The following is a 17,171-nucleotide window of genomic DNA, read 5'->3' as shown; positions in this document are numbered from 1 at the left end:
CTCATTGGGATGTAAGCAAAGGCGGGCGGCGGAGCAAACCGTGCACCGGACCGAAGACCACGGACAGCAGGTAAAAGCCACCGGCTGCCAGCACAATGGCCGGGCCGCTGGGCAGCGAGTAGTAGAACGACAGCAGCAATCCGAGGGTGACCGAGACACAGCCGATCAGCGCGGCGATCAGCATCAGCATCGGCAGGTTGCGGCTCCAGAAGCGCGAGGCGATTGCCGGCAGCATCATCAGGCCGACGACCATCAGGGCACCGATGGCCTGGAAGCCGATCACCAGGTTCAACACCACCAGGGTCAGGAACACACCGTGGGCCAGGGGGCCGAGGCGGCTGACGGTTCGCAGGAAGAGCGGGTCGAGGGTGTCCAGCAGCAATGGGCGATAGATCACCGCCATCAGCACCAGGCTGATGCCGCAGACCCAGAGCATGCCGGTCAGGGTCGGGCCGTCCACCGCCAGGGCCGAACCGAACAGCAGGTGCAGCAGGTCCAGGCGTTTACCCGCGATGCCGAGGATCAGCACGCCACTGGCCAGGGAGATCGGGTAGATCGCCGCCAGGCTGGCGTCTTCACGCAAGCCGGTGCGGCGGGTGATCCAGGCCGAGAGCCCGGCCATGCCCATGCCGGCGGCGAGGCCGCCGATGGTCAGGGCCGACAGGCTCAGGCCGGCGATCCAGAAGCCGATGGCGGCGCCGGGCAGAATGCCGTGGGCCACCGCGTCCCCGATCAGGCTCATGCGCCGCAGGATCAGGAACACGCCGAGCGGCGCGGTGCTGCAAGCCAGGACCAGACCGCCGATCAACGCCCGGCGCATAAAAACGAAATCCTGGAACGGTTGCAACAGGTGAGTGATGAACAACAGCATCAGGCCACCTGCGTAATGGGTTGTTGCACGATCAGCTCTTTGCTCGGCGCCAGGACACAGCCGCTGCTCTTGATGCGCAAGGCGTCGGGAATGTGTTGGCGCACGGCGGCCAGGTCATGGCAGACCACCACTAGGGTGCGACCCGCCGCGTGCCAGGCGTGGATATGTTTCCACAGCAGGGCCTGGCCATCCTCGTCGAGGGCGGCGTGGGGTTCGTCGAGCAAGAGGACCGGTGCTTCGGCCAGGCTCATCCGCGCCAGCAAGGCGCGCTGCAATTCGCCGCCGGACAAGGCCATCAGCGGGCGATGCTCGAGGCCGCTCAAGCACCAGTCTTCGAGTACGGTTTGCAGGCGTTCGCTGCGTTGCTGTGGGCTTTGCTTGATGCCCCAGAATCCAGCGGCCACCAGTTCTTGCAGACTGATGGGGAACTGTCGGTCCAGATGCTGTTGCTGTGGCAGGAACGACAGGCTGCCGCGTCGTGGAACATCCAGATGCACCTTGCCGGCCAGAGGTTTCTGCAACCCCGCGATGACTTTCAGCAGGCTGCTTTTACCGGTGCCGTTGGCACCGATCACGGCGGTCAGGCTGCCGGCGGCGAGTTCGAAATCCACGGCGGGCGTGAGGGGCTGGCCCGGGGCGCCCCAGCGCAGGCCTTGGCAGCGGATCATGCCTGCCTCCAGTTCCAGCGGCTTTCGGCCACGGCGTCATGGGCGTGCAGGCTTTCGGCATGGACCACCCGCAGGTGGAAACCCTTGACCGCGTCCGAGCGCTTGAGCGCCAGGTTGAGGCGACGTGCCGCGTCTTCGCAGAACATCAGGTTCTGGCCGTTGGCGAGGGCGAAGGCTTGCTCGTCCGCGCGTTTCACCGCGGTCTGCACGGCGGTGCCGAGAGCGGCCTCGGCTTCGTTGATCAGGGCTTCGAAGGGAAACCAATACGTTTTTTCATCTAGATGAATATGCAATTGTGCAATGCTGCGTTGACTGTGAGGTGTGGCGACGACGCCTTGCGGTCCACCGAGCCAGCTGAGGACGTCACTGTGCTCCAGGGGCTTGTCGGCGAAGTCGGTGATGAATTGCTGTTGGATCAATTGCCGGGCGAGGGCAGCCGAGCATGGGCAAGTTGAGGAGTAGGCCACGTCAATTTTTAGTTCCACGTGGAACACTCCGTTTTTCAGTTCGGCTAAGACACTGACTGGATAGGTTTTCCAGCCGGCCAGCGGACTGACCAACGCCGTGCGTTTGAGCAGCAGATCGCTATGGAGTCGTAGATAGGCGTTGCTGGATAGTCCGTCGTGGCTGTCGAGAAATTGCTGTAATACTTCTCGGATCAGCGCGGGCGTCAGGTCTTCCTGCTCCAGTCGTTCCAGGGCCAGGTACAGACGTGACATATGAATGCCCCGCGCTTCGCCATCGTCGAGGCTGACACCCGCATCGGCTTTGGCGCTGAGGCGGTGGCCGTCAATCGAGATCGGAAGGGCAATGCCGCACATGCCCACCCACTCGAGGGGCAAAGCTTGCCGGGATGACTGCGCGGCGATATCCGGCAGCGTCAACGCATTCATGAGTAGGTCCATCGTCGGAGTTAATGCGACATGTTATATTATAACTATTCAGTCGACGATGCCTTTTTTGCTGGGGCTTTACACAGCGACAACGAGTATGGACGCTCCCTTATCCGCGGTACCTGTTATGCATAGACGTCAGTTACTCAACTTTTTATTGGCTGGCACGGTGGTTTTGCCGTTCGGCTTGTCGGCGGCTCAGATCCAGGATGCGCGGCTGTGGCGCGACGGCAACAAGCTGCGGCTGGTGCTCGACCTCAGCGGCCCGATTCAATACAAGACCTTTTCCCTGACCTCGCCCGAGCGTCTGATCATCGACTTGAGCGGTGCCAAGCTCACCGGTGATTTCCGACAGCTGGCGCTGAGCAACACGGTGATCCGTTCGATCCGTTCCGGGCATTTTGGCCAGGGCGATACGCGGATCGTCCTGGACCTGGCCGGCCCGGTTCAGCTCAACAGCTTCCTGCTGCCCCCCGAGGGTGCGCAGGGCCATCGCCTGGTGCTCGACCTGACCAGCAATGGCGGCGCTGGTGTGGCGCCGACGATCCTCGCAGCGGCCCCGGTCGTTGCCCCTCCGCCGCCGCCCGTGCGGCATGAGGAGGCAAGCGGCCCCGCCCATCGCAAGCGCGACATCATGGTGGTGGTCGACCCTGGCCATGGCGGCAAGGACCCGGGTGCGGTGGGTTCGAAGGGCGAGCGCGAGAAAGACGTGGTGTTGTCCATTGGCCGGCTGTTGGCCAAGCGCCTCAAGCGCGAGAAGGGTTTCGATGTGCGCCTGGTGCGCAACGACGACTTCTTTGTGCCGTTGCGCAAGCGGGTGGAGTTCTCCCGCAAGAACAACGCCGACATGTTTATCTCGGTGCATGCGGATGCGGCGCCGCGTATCACCGCTTCGGGGGCTTCGGTGTTCGCCTTGTCCGAAGGCGGCGCGACCTCCACGACGGCGCGGTTCATGGCCGAACGGGAAAACGGTGCCGACTTGCTGGGCGCGCAGAGCCTGCTCAATCTCAAGGACAAGGACCCGATGCTGGCCGGGGTGATTCTCGACATGTCGATGAACGCCACCATCGCTTCCAGCCTGCAACTGGGGCATAGCGTGCTGGGCAGCCTGGAAGGCATCACCACCTTGCACCAGAAGCGCGTGGAGCAGGCGGGGTTCGCGGTGCTGAAGTCGCCGGACGTGCCGTCGATCCTGGTGGAGACCGGCTTTATCTCCAATGCCCGTGACAGCCAGCGTCTGGTCACGGCGCGGCATCAGCAGGCGATTGCCGACGGTTTGTTCGAGGGCTTGAAGCGTTACTTCGAGAAGAACCCGCCGGCGGACAGCTATATCGCCTGGCAACAGCAGCAGAAGCGGGAAGTGTTGGTCTAATCCGGCATTCCCCTGTGGCGAGCGGGCTGCGAAGCGGCCCTGAACCGGCCACCTCGGTGTACCTGATACAACGAGTTCTCTGGTTTTAGGGGCGCTTCGCGCCCCAGCGCGGGCAAGCCCACTCGCCACAAAATGGCTCTAGATCCAGATCTAGCAGCCCACCATCCGATCGCAGACAAACTTCTTGCTCAACCCCCCTGAGCTGGAAAAGCGGTTCTGGGTGGTCCAGCCCACTCGCCGGCTGTAACCCACCCAAGCTTCGCCGTCCGAGGCAATCCCGGTGAAGAACGTCAGCTGCCCATAGCGGCTGCTGGTCTGCGCCCAGTAGCGCTTGCCGATCACTTCAAAGCCCTGCAGGTAAATCGTCTTGCCCTCGGTCGCCACGCCATAAGCGTTGCCCAGGCCATCCTTGCACGCCAGCAGGTTGGCGCTGCGGGTGCAGATCGTCTGGCTCGCGGCAGGCACTTGGGCCTGGGCGCTCGCCGCCACCAGCAACAAAGCCGGCAGCACATAGTTCAGGACAGGGCGCATCGGCATTCTCTTCAACGGGACCTACGCCAGCATTGCGCCCTTCGTCGTGGCGAGCAAGCGGGGGATTGGATTATTTGCATTGTTATAATATAACATTAAGTAAATCCCGGACCCGATCCCCATGACTGAACACGAACTGCTCGCCCAGCCCGAGGCGGACTACATGAACGATGCCCAGCAGGGATTCTTCCGTGAGTTGCTGCTCGGGCAGCGCCATGAACTGCAGGAACGCATCAGCGGTGAGTTCGACCAGCTGCGCGAGCAAGAAACCAGCAGCGACCCGGCGGATATCGGCAGTGCCGAGGAAACCCGGCAATGGCAACTGCGGCTGCTGGAGCGCGAAAAAAAGCTCCTGGACAAGATCGACGAGTCCCTTGAGCGCCTGGCCCGTGGCGAATACGGCTGGTGCCGCGAAACCGCTGAGCCGATCGGCCTCAAGCGCTTGCTGCTGCGGCCTACCGCGAGCCTGTGCATTGAAGCCAAAGAACGTGAAGAGCTGCGCGAACGGCATAAACGGGCGCTTTGACCCGGCCGACCTGATGAGGAAAACCCCATGACCCAACGTCTACCCGTGACCGTGCTGTCCGGCTTTCTCGGCGCCGGTAAAAGCACCCTGCTCAATTACGTCCTGCGCAATCGCGAAAACCTGCGGGTGGCCGTGATCGTCAACGACATGAGCGAGATCAATATCGATGGCAGCGAGGTCCAGCGCGACGTCAGCCTCAATCGCGCCGAGGAAAAACTCGTCGAGATGAGCAACGGCTGCATCTGCTGCACCTTGCGTGAAGACTTGCTGGAGGAAGTCGGCAAGCTGGCCCGTGACGGCCGTTTTGATTATCTGTTGATCGAGTCCACCGGGATCTCCGAGCCGCTACCGGTGGCCGAGACCTTTACCTTCCGCGATGAAAGCGGCCAGAGCCTGGCCGATGTCGCCCGGCTCGACACCATGGTCACGGTGGTGGACGGCATGAACTTCCTGCTCGACTACCAGGCCGCCGAAAGCCTCGCGTCCCGTGGCGAAACCCTGGGCGAGGAGGATGAACGTTCGATCACCGACCTGTTGATCGATCAGATCGAGTTTGCCGACGTGATCCTGATCAGCAAGATCGACCTGATCAGCAGCCATGAACGCGAGGAGTTGGTGGCGATTCTCGAGCGCCTGAATTCCCAGGCGGAAATCATCCCCATGGTGATGGGCGAGATCCCGCTGGCGAAGATCCTCAACACCGGCCGTTTCGACTTCGAGCGCGCGGCCCAGGCGCCGGGCTGGTTGCAGGAACTGCGCGGCGAACACGTGCCGGAAACCGAGGAATACGGGATTGCCTCCACGGCTTACCGGGCGCGGCGGCCGTTTCATCCCGAGCGTTTTTTCGACTTTATCAATCGGCCGTGGGTGAACGGCAAATTGCTGCGCTCCAAGGGCTTCTTCTGGTTGGCCAGCAAGTATCAGGAGGCCGGCAGCTGGTCCCAGGCCGGTGGCTTGATGCGCCATGGTTTTGCCGGGCGCTGGTGGCGGTTTGTGCCGAAATCGCAGTGGCCCGAGGATCAGGAAAGCGCTGCGGCAATCATGCAGCAGTGGACCCCGGAGACCGGCGACTGCCGTCAGGAGCTGGTGTTTATCGGACAGAACATCGACTTCGCACAGATGACCGCGCGCTTGGATAACTGCCTGTTGAGTGATGAAGAAATGGCCCTGGGGGTCGAGGGGTGGAGTGCATTGCCCGATCCGTTCGGCGCCTGGCATGAAGAGGAGGCGGCGTGATGCTGGCGCCACGTTGGAAAGCCTTGCCGACGATTCGTCAGGTACAGGGCGAAGCACCGACGGTGCTGGGTGAGATCCTCGACGAGGGGGTCAACCTGGCCGTCTGGCAGCGCCGCTTGCCGGGGCATATTGCCGATTTCGCGACCCTGCTGTTGTCATTGGACGAGCCGCTGGCCGAATCCTTGAGCCTGGAGATGCCGGATGACGAGGCCAAGCCCAACCTGCTGGGGCTGGCTTCGGGGTTTCGAGACCTGGAGGGCTATGAAGGGTTCTTGAGCGATGTGTCCTGGCTGGTCAGCGCCTATGCCTGCCTGCTCGGCGCGCGGCGGATCGGCTTGCGCCTGCGGGTGCTGGACAAGGCGATGTGCCCGCGTTTTCACGTCGATCATGTGCCAGTGCGGTTGATCACCACTTATGCGGGTGTGGGCAGCCAGTGGCTGGCGGAAGGGGCGATCGATCGTCGTTTGCTGGGCAATGCGGTGGCGGAGCCGGGCGAGCCAGCGCTGATCCAGCAGGTGGACAGTGGTGCGGTGGCGTTGCTCAAGGGTGAACGTTGGCAGGGTAACGAGGGGTTTGGCCTGGTGCATCGCTCGCCGCCGGTGCCGGAGGGCGAGCGGCGGTTGATCCTGACGCTGGATTGGCTGGCCTGATCGCTGGCAAGCCAGCTTCCACAAAGTCTGGGGCCTGACGCAATTTTGCGATGAGCCCCCACCTTTGTAGGAGCGAGCTTGCTCGCGATGCTAGCCCAGACACCGCAGAGCATCAGGATTCCCGCGTAATCGTTGACGATCATCGCGAGCAAGCTCGCTCCTACAGGGGACCGCGTTGGTCGCCTGGGTTATGGGGTCTGCCACTGGCCCTGGCTCTGGCTTTCGCAGAACGGCTTGAGGTACGCGGCATCGCTGGCCACGCCGTAATAGTGGATATTCTGCCGGTAAGGCATATTGGCCACTTGCGCGTTGCCGCACACGCCGAACGAACCGCTCGGGCACTGCTCGACGTACTCGACTTCGACCTTCTGCCCCGGCAGGTTCGGTTGGCAGAAGCCGTCGCTGAACAGCTTGGCCGGGATATTGATGTTTTCCTGGCAGACTTTGACGTCCAGCCGCTGCCCATGGCTATGCACCACGCAGGCCTGGGCCAGCACCTGGCCCGAGCCGAACAGCAACGCCAGGCAGATCAGGCGCATCATTCTTTTATCTCTTTCAGACCATCGGCCCTCTATGTTGCAGAACATTCCCACCCATGTCATCGCCGGCCCGCTGGGCGCAGGCAAGACCAGTCTGATTCGGCAGTTGCTGGCGCAAAAGCCGCCAGGCGAACGCTGGGCGGTACTGATCAACGAGTTTGGCCAGATCGGCCTGGACGCCGCGCTGCTGACCCAGGCTGACGATGGTATCGCACTGGGGGAAGTGGCAGGCGGTTGTGTCTGCTGCGTCAACGGCGCGCCGTTCCAGGTCGGATTGACGCGACTGTTGCGCAAGGCGCGGCCGGACCGGCTGTTGATCGAGCCATCCGGGTTGGGGCATCCGGCGCAGATTCTCAAGCAACTGGCCGAGGCGCCCTGGTTGGGCGTGCTGGCGTTGCAGCCGTGCGTGCTGGTGCTGGACGCCCAGGCCCTGGCGGCGGGCAAGCCGTTGCCGGATGCGCAGCAGGAGGCGCTGGGGCTGGCGGGGTTGCGGGTGCTGAACAAGTCTGCGGGGCTGGACGAGGTTGAACGGCAGCGGGTGCTGGCCCGGTTGCCTGAAGGGCCGGTGCACTGGACGGAGCAGGGGGTATTGGGGCTGGGCGAGTTGCTGGCTCTGCAGAGCGGTCATCGCGAGCCGGCTCACCCCTACGCTGATATCCCACCTTCCGTCGGATCGACGATCAACGCGCCATTGCCCGCGATCTGGACTGACCCGGCCCAGCCCATCTGCCTGGATCAGGCCCAGGACGGTAACTGGAGCATCGGCTGGCGCTGGCACCCCAGCCAGCGCTTCGATACGGAGAAGCTCCAGCACTGGCTGTCCGGGCTGGATTGGCGGCGGGCCAAACTGGTTATCCACAGCCCCGACGGCTGGGTTTCCGCCAACGCTGTGGATAACTTGACCGTGGAGTGGCAGCCCAGTGAGTGGCGGCGGGATTCGCGTATTGAGCTGATTTTCGGCGAAAAGCAGGAGATCGAGGGGCTGAAGGCTGGAATGGCGAGTTGTCGTTTGCAGGGATAGTGGCGGTGGATGTGACATCGCTATCGCCAGCAAGCTGGCTCCTACAAGGTTCCTGGCTTGACGATAGATTGCGGTGAAACACCGTCCTGTAGGAGCCGGCTTGCTGGCGATGGCGGCAATGAGTCTTGCATGGTGATCACTGGCAAACCGCCGCCAGCAAGCCCGGTGCTCCAGCGCAATATGTCGTCAAGCGCGAAACCCTGTAGGAGCCAGCTTGCTGGCGATGAGGCCGGCAAGCCCGGCATCGTCATCACCGGTTTCCCCGGGCGCTGTTCAGCGCCGCAGATTATTGTGGTCCTTGGCGTGATCCTGGCGCCACTGGCTCAGTTCGATCACTTCGGCGCTATGGGGCTCCGGCTTGGCTTCGAACGGGTAGGGCTCCAGCTCGATCTGGGCGCTGTGGGCGCCGAACTGGGTGATGGTCCCGCCGTGGCGCTGCTCACCGGTGACGGTGAATTCGAAGTTGTAGATCCGTGCCAGGCGCCGCCGACCGTGGGCGTCACGGACAAAACCGATGCGCTTGAGGGCAACCGCGCCATCTAGCAGCTCGAGATCGAGCTTGGCGCAGTGCTGCTTGACCCGCTCCAGCGCCCGCTCGCGCAAGCCATGGTTGTGCCAGAGCCAGGCAGCGCCGGTCGCCAGCAACATCAGCACGAACATATTTCCGAGGGTCAGCATGAACGCCACTCCAACAAAGTCAGCTCAGCTTAACTGGCTCTCCGGCCTGTCGTACAGGCTCTGTTTCGTCGCATACTCAGTCGCTTGAATCCACCGGTCTTTCTGGAATACGGAATGAAACGCACTCCCCATCTGCTCGCCATTCAATCCCACGTGGTTTTCGGCCATGCCGGCAACAGTGCGGCGGTTTTCCCCATGCAGCGCGTCGGGGTCAATGTCTGGCCGCTGAACACCGTGCAGTTCTCCAACCACACCCAATATGGGCAGTGGGCTGGCGAAGTGCTGGCGCCGCATCGGATTCCCGAGCTGGTCGAGGGGATCGCCGCCATCGGTGAGCTGGGCCATTGCGACGCCGTGTTGTCCGGCTACCTCGGCAGTGCGGCCCAGGGCCGGGCGATACTCGGCGGGGTGGCGCGGATCAAGGCGATCAATCCCAATGCCCTGTACCTCTGCGATCCGGTGATGGGCCATCCGGAAAAAGGCTGCAGCGTGCCGACCGAGGTCAGTGATTTCCTGCTGGAAGAAGCGGTGGCCATGGCCGATTTTCTTTGCCCCAACCAGCTTGAGCTGGACAGTTTCTGCGGGCGCGCGCCGAATTCCCTGTTCGATTGCCTGGCGATGGCCCGCAGCCTGCTGGCGCGGGGACCGAAGGCGGTGCTGGTCAAGCATCTGTCCTATCCGGGCAAGGCGGCTGACAGTTTCGAGATGCTGCTGGTCACGGCCGATGGCAGCTGGCATCTGCGCCGGCCCCTGCTGGCCTTCCCGAAGCAGCCGGTGGGCGTCGGCGACCTGACCTCAGGGCTGTTCCTGGCGCGGGTGCTGCTGGGCGACAGCCTGGTGGCGGCGTTCGAATTCACCGCCTCGGCAGTGCACGAGGTGCTGCTGGAAACCCAGGCCTGCGCCAGCTATGAACTCGAGCTGGTGCGGGCCCAGGACCGCATCGCCCATCCGCGGGTGCGCTTCGAGGCGGAGTCGATCAGCCTGTAATCGGGATCGTGAAAACACTCCAAACCCTGTAGGAGCCGGCTTGCCGGCGATGAGGCCCTTGAACCGTGCATCGCCCTTGCGGGCGCTATCGCCGGCAAGCCGGCTCCCACAGTGACCGCGTTTAGCCTTGGCTGGCTCTACAGGTCCTGCGATGTTTTCAGGGCTTCAGTCCCCGTCACCGTCGGCCTTGATTTCCTGATAACGCTTCTCCAGCTCCTGGCGAATCTGCCGACGCTGTTGCGCCTGCACGTAGCGACGCTTGTCTTCGCTGCTGTCGGGCTGCAACGGCGGCACGGAGGCCGGTTTGCGCTGATCGTCGACCGCGACCATGGTGAAGAAGCAGCTATTGGTGTGGCGCACCGAACGCTCGCGAATATTCTCCGTCACCACCTTGATGCCCACCTCCATGGAGGTGTTGCCGGTGTAGTTGACCGAGGCCAGGAAGGTCACCAGTTCGCCGACATGGATCGGCTCGCGGAAAATCACCTGGTCCACCGACAGGGTCACCACATAACGCCCGGCATAACGGCTGGCACAGGCGTAAGCCACTTCGTCCAGGTACTTGAGCAGAGTGCCGCCGTGGACATTGCCAGAAAAGTTGGCCATGTCCGGGGTCATCAAAACAGTCATCGACAGCTGGGCATTTCCGGGTTCCATAGCACGCTCACGGTTGGATAGGCAGGGATGGGCTCGGCACCTCTACGGGCGCTTCCTTCATTTTCACAAACACTCGATAACGGGACGCCATCGATTGGGCCATCGTCACGCTTCAAGGGATCTGTTTCCACATATTGCACCGGCTTTTTGTCGGAAGTCGCGGTGTTAACCTTCAGAAAGCCATGCCATAGACAATTCTCACACCAGGAACGGTGATTGCTTACAGCTCAAAAGGCTGTTGCGGGGCCGCTTTCCAAACAGCAAGGAGCGCCTCGTCATGCATGCCATCAGTTTTATCCAGGACCTGGCCGTGATCATGCTGGTGGCCGGCGTGGTGACCATCCTCTTCCATCGCTTCAAGCAACCGGTGGTGCTCGGCTATATCGTCGCCGGCTTTATCATCGGGCCGCACACCCCACCGTTCGGCCTGATCCACGACGAGGACACCATCAAGACCCTGGCCGAGCTCGGAGTGATTTTCCTGATGTTCTGCCTCGGCCTGGAATTCAGCCTGGGCAAGTTGTTCAAGGTCGGTGCCACAGCGTTTATCGCGGCCTTCCTGGAAATCGTGCTGATGATCTGGATCGGCTACGAAATCGGCCGCTGGTTCGACTGGAACACCATGGATTCGCTGTTCCTCGGCGCGATCCTGGCGATTTCCTCGACCACCATCATCGTCAAGGCACTCAATGACCTGAAGATGAAGAACCAGCGTTTTGCCCAACTGATTTTCGGCGTGCTGATCGTCGAGGACATCCTCGGCATCGGCATCATCGCCTTGCTGTCGAGCATCGCGGTCAGCGGTACCGTGAGTTCGGGGGAAGTGTTCTCCACCGTGGGCAAGCTGTCGCTGTTCATGATCGTCGCCCTGGTGGTCGGCATCCTGCTGGTGCCGCGGCTGCTGGCCTACGTCGCCCGTTTCGAAAGCAACGAGATGTTGCTGATCACCGTTCTGGGCCTGTGTTTCGGCTTCTGCCTGCTGGTGGTCAAGCTGGAATACAGCATGGTCCTGGGCGCGTTCCTGATTGGCGCGATCATGGCGGAATCCCGGCAACTGCTGAAGATTGAGCGCTTGATCGAGCCGGTTCGCGACCTGTTCAGCGCAATTTTCTTCGTGGCCATCGGTTTGATGATCGACCCGGCAATCCTCCTCGATTACGCCTGGCCGATTGTCGTGATCACCGTCGCGGTGGTGCTGGGCAAGATGCTTTCCTGCGGGATGGGGGCGTTTATTGCCGGCAACGATGGGCGGACGTCGTTGCGGGTGGGGATGGGGCTGTCGCAGATCGGCGAGTTCTCTTTCATTATCGCGGCGCTGGGGATGACCTTGCAGGTCACCAGTGACTTCCTCTATCCGGTCGCGGTGGCGGTTTCGGTGATCACCACGTTGCTCACGCCCTACCTGATCCGCGCGGCGGACCCGCTGTCGCTCAAGCTGGCGGCGGTGATGCCACGGCGCCTGGCGCGAGTGTTCAGCCTCTATGGGGAATGGCTGCGTAGCATCCAGCCCCAGGGTGAGGGCGCGCTGCTGGCGTCGATGATTCGGCGGATTCTGTTGCAGGTCGGGGTCAACCTGGCGCTGGTGGTGGCGATTTTCTTTGCCGGTGGTTTCTTCGCGGTGCCGATTGCCGACTACCTGGCCGCCTGGATCGATGAGCCGAGCTGGCACAAGGGCCTGATCTGGGGCGGGGCGTTGTTGGTGTCGTTGCCCTTCCTGATCGCGGCGTATCGCAAGCTCAAGGCGTTGTCGATGCTGCTGGCGGAGATGGGCGTGAAAGCCGAGGTGGCTGGGCGGCACACCCAGCGGGTCAGGCGGGTGATCGCCGAGGTGATTCCGTTGTTGTCGCTGCTGGTGATTTTCCTGCTGCTGTCGGCGCTGTCGGCGAGCATTCTGCCGACCAACGAGCTGCTGATGCTGATCGCGGTGGTGGCGGCAGCGGTCGCGGCGGTGTTGTGGCGCTGGTTTGTGCGGGTGCACACGCGGATGCAGGTCGCCTTGCTGGAGACGCTGGAGCAGAAGAGCGATTCGGCGGGGCACTGAACCCTACCCCCAACTCTCGCCTGTAGGAGCAAGCTTGCTCGCGATCCGCCAGAGGCGGCCATACGACGACAGATCGTGGGTGCCCGTGAAATCGCTATCGCCAGCAAGCCGGCTCCTACAAGGAGTCGGCGTCGATCAAGAGTTGATCAGCTTTCCAGCCAGACATCCCGCGCCCAGTGCCAGACCGATTCCCAGGACTCCTCGGTGATCAGCTCTTCTTCGCCGGACCACAGCACCACGGTGCCGTCTTCCTCGACGCAGTAGTAGTCCTCACCATCCTGGCAGATCGGGATCAGCTCCCGCGGCACACCACTGTCCCAGGCATTAGCCGCGACTTCCGGCAGGTAGGTGTGCGATTGCGGATCGGTGACGGTCACCGGTTCCAGGCTGCCATAGACCACGTCACTGACGGTCAGCAGGAATTCCTTGAAAACGAAGGGGATGTTGATGAACAACTCCTCCTCGATTTCGACCAATTGATCCTCGTCGGGCAACTCCAAAGGCACCGGTACGGGTTCGTTGGCTTCACGCAATTGTTCAATGACTTCTTCCACGGCCTCAATCCTCTTGCTTTATGGCGCGGTTCGTATCCCGGGTCTTATACAGTAGCTTGCAAAAAGTACAATTGTGAAATGCGAAAGCCCCGGACAGGTCCGGGGCTCTTGTAGCTTTTTTCAGCGCGCGCGGTGGATCAGCCGTTCTGGCGGATACCGGCCACCAGCCAAGGCTGGTTGTCGCCTTGTGGGCGCTCCATGTTCCAGCTTTCGCTGAAGGCTTCGCCCTGGTCGAAACGCGAGTTCTTCGACACACCGCTGAAAGTCAGGGTGGCGATGGTCTTGTCGGCGCGATCGTCCAGGCCGTCCAACTGCACGTGCAGGTTGTCGATGTAGGTGGACTGGAAGCCGTCGCCTTCATTCGCGCGCTCCTGTTTCAGGAACTGCAGCATCTGCGGGGTGACGAACTCGGCGATCTTGTCCATCTCGTTGGCGTCCCAGTGCTGCTGCAGGGCCTGGAAGTGGCTGCGGGCAGCTTCCAGGAAGCGCTCCTCGTTGAACCAGGCCGGTGCGACGATTGCGCGGCGTTGGGCAACAGGGGCGGAACCGCCGAAGATCGAGTTCTGCGGCTGGGCCTGCTGCTCGAACACTTCACGCTGGAACGGCGCACCGGCTGGAGCCATGTGCTCCTGTTGCTTGCGTCGACGGGCGGCAATGAAGCGGAAGATCATGAAGGCGATGACCGCCATGATCAGGATGTCGAAGAACTGCATGCCCTGGAAGCCGCCGCCCATGAACATGGAGGCGAGCAGGCCACCGGCGGCGATGCCGGCCAGAGGGCCGAGCCAGCGCGAAGCGCCGCCGGCTTTGGCAGCAGCGCCCGCGGCACCGGCAGCACCTGCGGTTGCGGCAGCACCGCCGACACCGGCGGAAGGGGCCATTTGGCTGGTTTGATGGCTGGGTGCCGAACCCATGCTTTTGCCACCGCCGAAGCGTTTGGCGTTCGCGTCGAGGCTCATCGTCAGACCGATGACAAGCGCCAAGGCGATACTGAGAAAACGTTGCATAAGGGTATTCCCGTTTGTGGAGTGCACGCGCGCCATACTGCACAGGTGAAATGTTACTGGCTAGCGAGAGAGTGTTTCCGGCTTTTGCCTGATCCTCTCATGCACCACCTGAAGGTTTCATGAAAGGCTATAGCGCCGATGCCGTTTGTCGCGTAAGGCGAGTCGATAAACTCTGTGCGAAATGTTTCCGATTAGCGTCGGAGAGCCAGCATGACCACGCCGGCGGTAATCAGGCCGATACCGCCCCATTGGCGCAGGTCGAGCTTCTCGCCCAGCAGCAGTACGCTGATCACGGCGACAAACACCACGCTGAGCTTGTCCACCGGAGCCACCAGCGAAGCCGGGCCGACCTTCAGCGCACGGAAGTAGCACAACCATGAGGCGCCGGTGGCCAGGCCCGATAACAGCAGGAACAGATAGCTCTTGGCGGAAATCGAACTCAATGACTGATATTGGCCCGTTGCGTACAAAATCAAGGCCAGGCTGACCAATACCACGATAGTTCGCAGCAGGGTGGCGAAGTCCGAGTTGACGTTGTCGATGCCGATCTTGGCGAAAATCGCCGTCAGGGCGGCGAAGGTCGCCGACAGCAGGGCCCAGAATGTCCACGAGGAAAAGAAGCCTGAACCCATGCTATGTCACGACCTCGATTGAATGAGGGGGCGGTACTTCCAGCCCCCTTGCCACAACTAGACCGCTTCCAGCTTGGCGTAGCCGAGCATCAGCCATTTGCTGCCTTCGCTGAAATTCACCTGGACCCGGGCCTGGGCACCGGCGCCTTCGAAGTTGAGGATCACGCCGTCGCCGAAGAGGCTGTGGCGCACGGTCTGGCCAAGGCTGAAACCGGTATCCGGAATATCGCTGCCGCCGAACAGGCTGCTGCTGACCTGGGCCTGGGCGCCGCCGAACGGTCGGCTGACGCTGTTGGACAGGCGCACTTCCTGAATCAGGCCTTTCGGCACTTCGCGTACGAAGCGCGAGACCTTGTTGTAGGTCTCGCTGCCGTACAGGCGGCGGGTCTCGGCGTAGGTCAGTACCAGGTTCTGCATCGCCCGGGTGATGCCCACGTAGGCCAGCCGGCGTTCTTCCTCAAGGCGGCCGGGTTCTTCCAGGCTCATCTTGTGGGGGAACAGGCCTTCTTCCATGCCCACCAGGAACACATAGGGGAATTCCAGGCCCTTGGCGCTGTGCAGGGTCATCAGTTGAACGCTGTCTTCGTGTTCGTCGGCCTGGGTGTCGCCGGCCTCCAACGACGCGTGGCCGAGGAAGGCGGCCAGCGGCGTAAGCTCGGCGTCTTCTTCGGCGGCTTCGAAGTTACGTGCGGCGCTGACCAGTTCCTCGAGGTTTTCCACCCGGGCCTGGCCTTTCTCGCCTTTTTCCGCTTCGTGGTAGGCGATCAGTCCGGACTGCTCGATGACCACTTGGGTCATCAGGTGCAGCGGCATTTCCCGGGTTTTCGTCGCCAGGTCCTCGATCAGTTCGACAAATACCCCCAGCGCCCCGGCGGCACGGCCGGTCAGGCCTTTGTTGGCAACCAGTTGGCGCATGGCTTCCCACATCGACAGTTCGCTGTGGCGGGCGTGTTCGCGAATGGCCTCGACGGTTTTCTCGCCGATCCCACGGGCCGGGACGTTGATCACCCGTTCCAGCGCCGCGTCGTTGCCACGGCCTTCCAGCAGGCGCAGGTAGGCCATGGCGTTCTTGATTTCAGCCCGTTCGAAGAAGCGCTGGCCGCCGTAGATGCGGTACGGGATACGTTCGCGCAGCAAGGCTTCTTCAAGTACCCGGGATTGGGCGTTGGAGCGATACAGGATGGCGATATCGCTACGGGCCAGGCCGGTTTTCAGGGCGCTTTCGATGGTTTCCACCACGTAGCGCGCTTCGTCATGTTCGTTGAAGGCGGCATAGAGGTTGATCGCCTCGCCATCGCCACCATCGGTCCACAACTCCTTGCCCAGGCGCCCGGTGTTGTGGGCGATCAGGGCGTTGGCGGCCTTGAGGATGCCGGCCGTGGAGCGGTAGTTCTGCTCCAGACGGATGGTCACGGCGTCCGCGAAGTCGGCGGAATACTGGTGGATGTTCTCGATTTTCGCGCCGCGCCAGCCGTAGATCGACTGGTCGTCGTCGCCGACCACCATCAGGCTGTCGCCGCCCTGGGCCAGCAGGCGCAACCAGGCGTACTGCACGGCGTTGGTGTCCTGGAACTCGTCCACCAGGATGTGCCGGAAGCGCTTCTGGTAGTGCGCCAGCAGGCCCGGGTGGTCGCGCCACAGGTCCAGGGCGCGCAGCAGCAGTTCGGAGAAGTCGATCACGTTGGCGCGCGCGCAGGCGGCCTCGTAGGCTTCATAGATGCTGCGCATGGTCGCCAGGAACAGGTCGCCGCTGGCCTGGATGTGCTTGGGCCGCAGGCCTTCGTCTTTCTGGCCGTTGATGAACCACTGGGCCTGGCGGGCCGGCCAGCGCTGCTCGTCGAGGCCGAGGTCGCGGATCACCCGCTTGACCAGCCGTTGCTGGTCGTCGCTGTCGAGGATCTGGAAAGTCTGGCTCAGGCCGGCTTCCTGCCAGTGCGCCCGCAACAGGCGGTGCGCCAGGCCGTGGAAGGTGCCGACCCACATGCCGGCCGGGCTGATGCCCAGCAACTGCTCGATGCGATGGCGCATCTCGGCAGCGGCCTTGTTGGTGAAGGTCACCGACAGGATCGAATGGGACGAGGCGTTTTCGACCTGGATCAACCAGGCGATACGGTGCACCAGCACCCGGGTTTTACCCGAGCCGGCACCGGCCAGAACCAACTGACGGCCAACGGGGGCGGCTACGGCCTGGCGTTGGGCATCGTTGAGGGAATTCAGCAAAAAGGAGAGATCATCGCGCATCGCCGCATTCTAGGGTGCCGGGCCTGGGCGGGCAAACCCTAATGCTGAGCGGGGCGACGTGGGACCT

Annotated in this window: 18 protein-coding genes; 7 read left to right on the top strand and 11 right to left on the bottom strand. The window is 62.5% G+C overall.

The window, feature by feature from the left end:
• Position 1 precedes the first annotated feature (1 nt).
• The 3 genes from HX866_RS21310 to folE2 are packed head-to-tail and all read right to left on the bottom strand — an operon-like array spanning position 2 to position 2,432.
• On the bottom strand, positions 2–868 hold the full coding sequence (locus HX866_RS21310; RefSeq protein ID WP_371316699.1) for a metal ABC transporter permease: 867 nt from the start codon (positions 866–868) through the stop codon (positions 2–4).
• 2 nt (positions 869–870) lie between these two features.
• Entirely contained in the window at positions 871–1,539 is a 669-nt protein-coding gene (locus HX866_RS21305) for a metal ABC transporter ATP-binding protein (protein ID WP_177140371.1), read from the bottom strand.
• A complete protein-coding gene (gene folE2 / locus HX866_RS21300) occupies positions 1,536–2,432 on the bottom strand; it encodes a GTP cyclohydrolase FolE2 (protein ID WP_177093924.1) in 897 nt (298 codons plus the stop codon). The genes HX866_RS21305 and folE2 overlap by 4 nt, the downstream gene beginning before the upstream one ends.
• A 127-nt stretch (positions 2,433–2,559) precedes the next feature.
• Between folE2 and HX866_RS21295 the strand changes: the two genes are divergently transcribed.
• Positions 2,560–3,804 (top strand): N-acetylmuramoyl-L-alanine amidase, encoded by a 1,245-nt coding sequence (locus HX866_RS21295; protein ID WP_177140370.1) that lies wholly within the window; start codon positions 2,560–2,562, stop codon positions 3,802–3,804.
• A gap of 150 nt (positions 3,805–3,954) precedes the next feature.
• On the opposite strand, the gene HX866_RS21290 is transcribed toward HX866_RS21295, so the two are convergent.
• Positions 3,955–4,335 (bottom strand): glutamine synthetase, encoded by a 381-nt coding sequence (locus tag HX866_RS21290; protein WP_177093926.1) that lies wholly within the window; start codon positions 4,333–4,335, stop codon positions 3,955–3,957.
• Between the two features lie 121 nt (positions 4,336–4,456).
• Here HX866_RS21290 and dksA point away from each other — a divergent pair, with 121 nt between their 5' ends.
• Genes dksA through HX866_RS21275 form a run of 3 tightly spaced genes read left to right on the top strand, consistent with a single transcriptional unit; the run spans position 4,457 to position 6,747 of the window.
• Complete coding sequence (dksA, locus tag HX866_RS21285) at positions 4,457–4,861, top strand: RNA polymerase-binding protein DksA (protein ID WP_177093927.1); 405 nt, start codon at positions 4,457–4,459, stop codon at positions 4,859–4,861.
• Positions 4,862–4,888: 27 nt separating this feature from the next.
• Positions 4,889–6,097 (top strand): zinc metallochaperone GTPase ZigA, encoded by a 1,209-nt coding sequence (gene zigA / locus HX866_RS21280; protein ID WP_177093928.1) that lies wholly within the window; start codon positions 4,889–4,891, stop codon positions 6,095–6,097.
• Positions 6,097–6,747: a DUF1826 domain-containing protein gene (locus HX866_RS21275; protein ID WP_177140369.1), complete on the top strand. Its 651-nt coding sequence runs from the start codon at positions 6,097–6,099 to the stop codon at positions 6,745–6,747. Before zigA ends, HX866_RS21275 begins: the two co-directional genes overlap by 1 nt.
• Positions 6,748–6,935: 188 nt before the next feature.
• Here HX866_RS21275 and HX866_RS21270 read toward each other — a convergent pair whose 3' ends face one another.
• Entirely contained in the window at positions 6,936–7,286 is a 351-nt protein-coding gene (locus HX866_RS21270) for an NADH:ubiquinone oxidoreductase (protein ID WP_177101519.1), read from the bottom strand.
• A gap of 34 nt (positions 7,287–7,320) precedes the next feature.
• Here HX866_RS21270 and HX866_RS21265 point away from each other — a divergent pair, with 34 nt between their 5' ends.
• Entirely contained in the window at positions 7,321–8,307 is a 987-nt protein-coding gene (locus tag HX866_RS21265) for a CobW family GTP-binding protein (RefSeq protein ID WP_177140368.1), read from the top strand.
• A 273-nt stretch (positions 8,308–8,580) separates the two neighbouring features.
• Here HX866_RS21265 and HX866_RS21260 read toward each other — a convergent pair whose 3' ends face one another.
• The gene (locus tag HX866_RS21260; RefSeq protein ID WP_177093931.1) at positions 8,581–8,985 is read right to left on the bottom strand and encodes a DUF3301 domain-containing protein; all 405 of its coding nucleotides are present in this window, start codon (positions 8,983–8,985) and stop codon (positions 8,581–8,583) included.
• Positions 8,986–9,099: 114 nt separating this feature from the next.
• Here HX866_RS21260 and pdxY point away from each other — a divergent pair, with 114 nt between their 5' ends.
• Complete coding sequence (gene pdxY, locus HX866_RS21255; RefSeq protein WP_177093932.1) at positions 9,100–9,972, top strand: pyridoxal kinase PdxY; 873 nt, start codon at positions 9,100–9,102, stop codon at positions 9,970–9,972.
• Positions 9,973–10,137: 165 nt separating this feature from the next.
• On the opposite strand, the gene HX866_RS21250 is transcribed toward pdxY, so the two are convergent.
• A complete protein-coding gene (locus HX866_RS21250) occupies positions 10,138–10,629 on the bottom strand; it encodes an acyl-CoA thioesterase (RefSeq protein WP_177093933.1) in 492 nt (163 codons plus the stop codon).
• 277 nt (positions 10,630–10,906) lie between these two features.
• On the opposite strand from HX866_RS21250, the gene HX866_RS21245 reads away from it, so the two are divergent.
• Positions 10,907–12,670 (top strand): cation:proton antiporter, encoded by a 1,764-nt coding sequence (locus HX866_RS21245; RefSeq protein ID WP_177140367.1) that lies wholly within the window; start codon positions 10,907–10,909, stop codon positions 12,668–12,670.
• A gap of 146 nt (positions 12,671–12,816) precedes the next feature.
• Here HX866_RS21245 and HX866_RS21240 read toward each other — a convergent pair whose 3' ends face one another.
• The 4 genes from HX866_RS21240 to uvrD form a co-directional block, all read right to left on the bottom strand.
• Positions 12,817–13,224, bottom strand: a complete 408-nt coding sequence (locus HX866_RS21240; RefSeq protein WP_177093935.1) for an SMI1/KNR4 family protein — start codon at positions 13,222–13,224, stop codon at positions 12,817–12,819.
• 137 nt (positions 13,225–13,361) lie between these two features.
• On the bottom strand, positions 13,362–14,231 hold the full coding sequence (locus HX866_RS21235; RefSeq protein ID WP_177093936.1) for a Tim44 domain-containing protein: 870 nt from the start codon (positions 14,229–14,231) through the stop codon (positions 13,362–13,364).
• A gap of 191 nt (positions 14,232–14,422) precedes the next feature.
• On the bottom strand, positions 14,423–14,863 hold the full coding sequence (locus HX866_RS21230; protein WP_100939858.1) for an EamA family transporter: 441 nt from the start codon (positions 14,861–14,863) through the stop codon (positions 14,423–14,425).
• A gap of 57 nt (positions 14,864–14,920) precedes the next feature.
• Positions 14,921–17,104 carry a DNA helicase II gene (uvrD, locus tag HX866_RS21225; RefSeq protein ID WP_177093937.1) on the bottom strand — a complete coding sequence of 728 codons (2,184 nt, stop codon included), beginning with the start codon at positions 17,102–17,104 and terminating at the stop codon, positions 14,921–14,923.
• Positions 17,105–17,171 lie beyond the last annotated feature (67 nt).

The organism is Pseudomonas gingeri (assembly GCF_013386165.1).
Classification (GTDB): Bacteria; Pseudomonadota; Gammaproteobacteria; order Pseudomonadales; family Pseudomonadaceae; genus Aquipseudomonas; species Aquipseudomonas gingeri_C.
Note: the sequence above shows the minus strand (reverse complement) of the source record. Positions and strands in the feature narration are given on the sequence as shown.

Bases quoted from the DNA above. Each gene is read 5' to 3' on its own strand.
- HX866_RS21305 (WP_177140371.1), bottom strand. From the start codon at position 1,539: ATGATCCGCTGCCAAGGCCTGCGCTGGGGCGCCCCGGGCCAGCCCCTC.
- folE2 (WP_177093924.1), bottom strand. From the start codon at position 2,432: ATGAATGCGTTGACGCTGCCGGATATCGCCGCGCAGTCATCCCGGCAA.
- HX866_RS21295 (WP_177140370.1), top strand. From the start codon at position 2,560: ATGCATAGACGTCAGTTACTCAACTTTTTATTGGCTGGCACGGTGGTT.
- HX866_RS21290 (WP_177093926.1), bottom strand. From the start codon at position 4,335: ATGCGCCCTGTCCTGAACTATGTGCTGCCGGCTTTGTTGCTGGTGGCG.
- dksA (WP_177093927.1), top strand. From the start codon at position 4,457: ATGACTGAACACGAACTGCTCGCCCAGCCCGAGGCGGACTACATGAAC.
- zigA (WP_177093928.1), top strand. From the start codon at position 4,889: ATGACCCAACGTCTACCCGTGACCGTGCTGTCCGGCTTTCTCGGCGCC.
- HX866_RS21275 (WP_177140369.1), top strand. From the start codon at position 6,097: ATGCTGGCGCCACGTTGGAAAGCCTTGCCGACGATTCGTCAGGTACAG.
- HX866_RS21270 (WP_177101519.1), bottom strand. From the start codon at position 7,286: ATGCGCCTGATCTGCCTGGCGTTGCTGTTCGGCTCGGGCCAGGTGCTG.
- HX866_RS21265 (WP_177140368.1), top strand. From the start codon at position 7,321: ATGTTGCAGAACATTCCCACCCATGTCATCGCCGGCCCGCTGGGCGCA.
- HX866_RS21260 (WP_177093931.1), bottom strand. From the start codon at position 8,985: ATGCTGACCCTCGGAAATATGTTCGTGCTGATGTTGCTGGCGACCGGC.
- pdxY (WP_177093932.1), top strand. From the start codon at position 9,100: ATGAAACGCACTCCCCATCTGCTCGCCATTCAATCCCACGTGGTTTTC.
- HX866_RS21250 (WP_177093933.1), bottom strand. From the start codon at position 10,629: ATGGAACCCGGAAATGCCCAGCTGTCGATGACTGTTTTGATGACCCCG.
- HX866_RS21245 (WP_177140367.1), top strand. From the start codon at position 10,907: ATGCATGCCATCAGTTTTATCCAGGACCTGGCCGTGATCATGCTGGTG.
- HX866_RS21235 (WP_177093936.1), bottom strand. From the start codon at position 14,231: ATGCAACGTTTTCTCAGTATCGCCTTGGCGCTTGTCATCGGTCTGACG.
- HX866_RS21230 (WP_100939858.1), bottom strand. From the start codon at position 14,863: ATGGGTTCAGGCTTCTTTTCCTCGTGGACATTCTGGGCCCTGCTGTCG.
- uvrD (WP_177093937.1), bottom strand. From the start codon at position 17,104: ATGCGCGATGATCTCTCCTTTTTGCTGAATTCCCTCAACGATGCCCAA.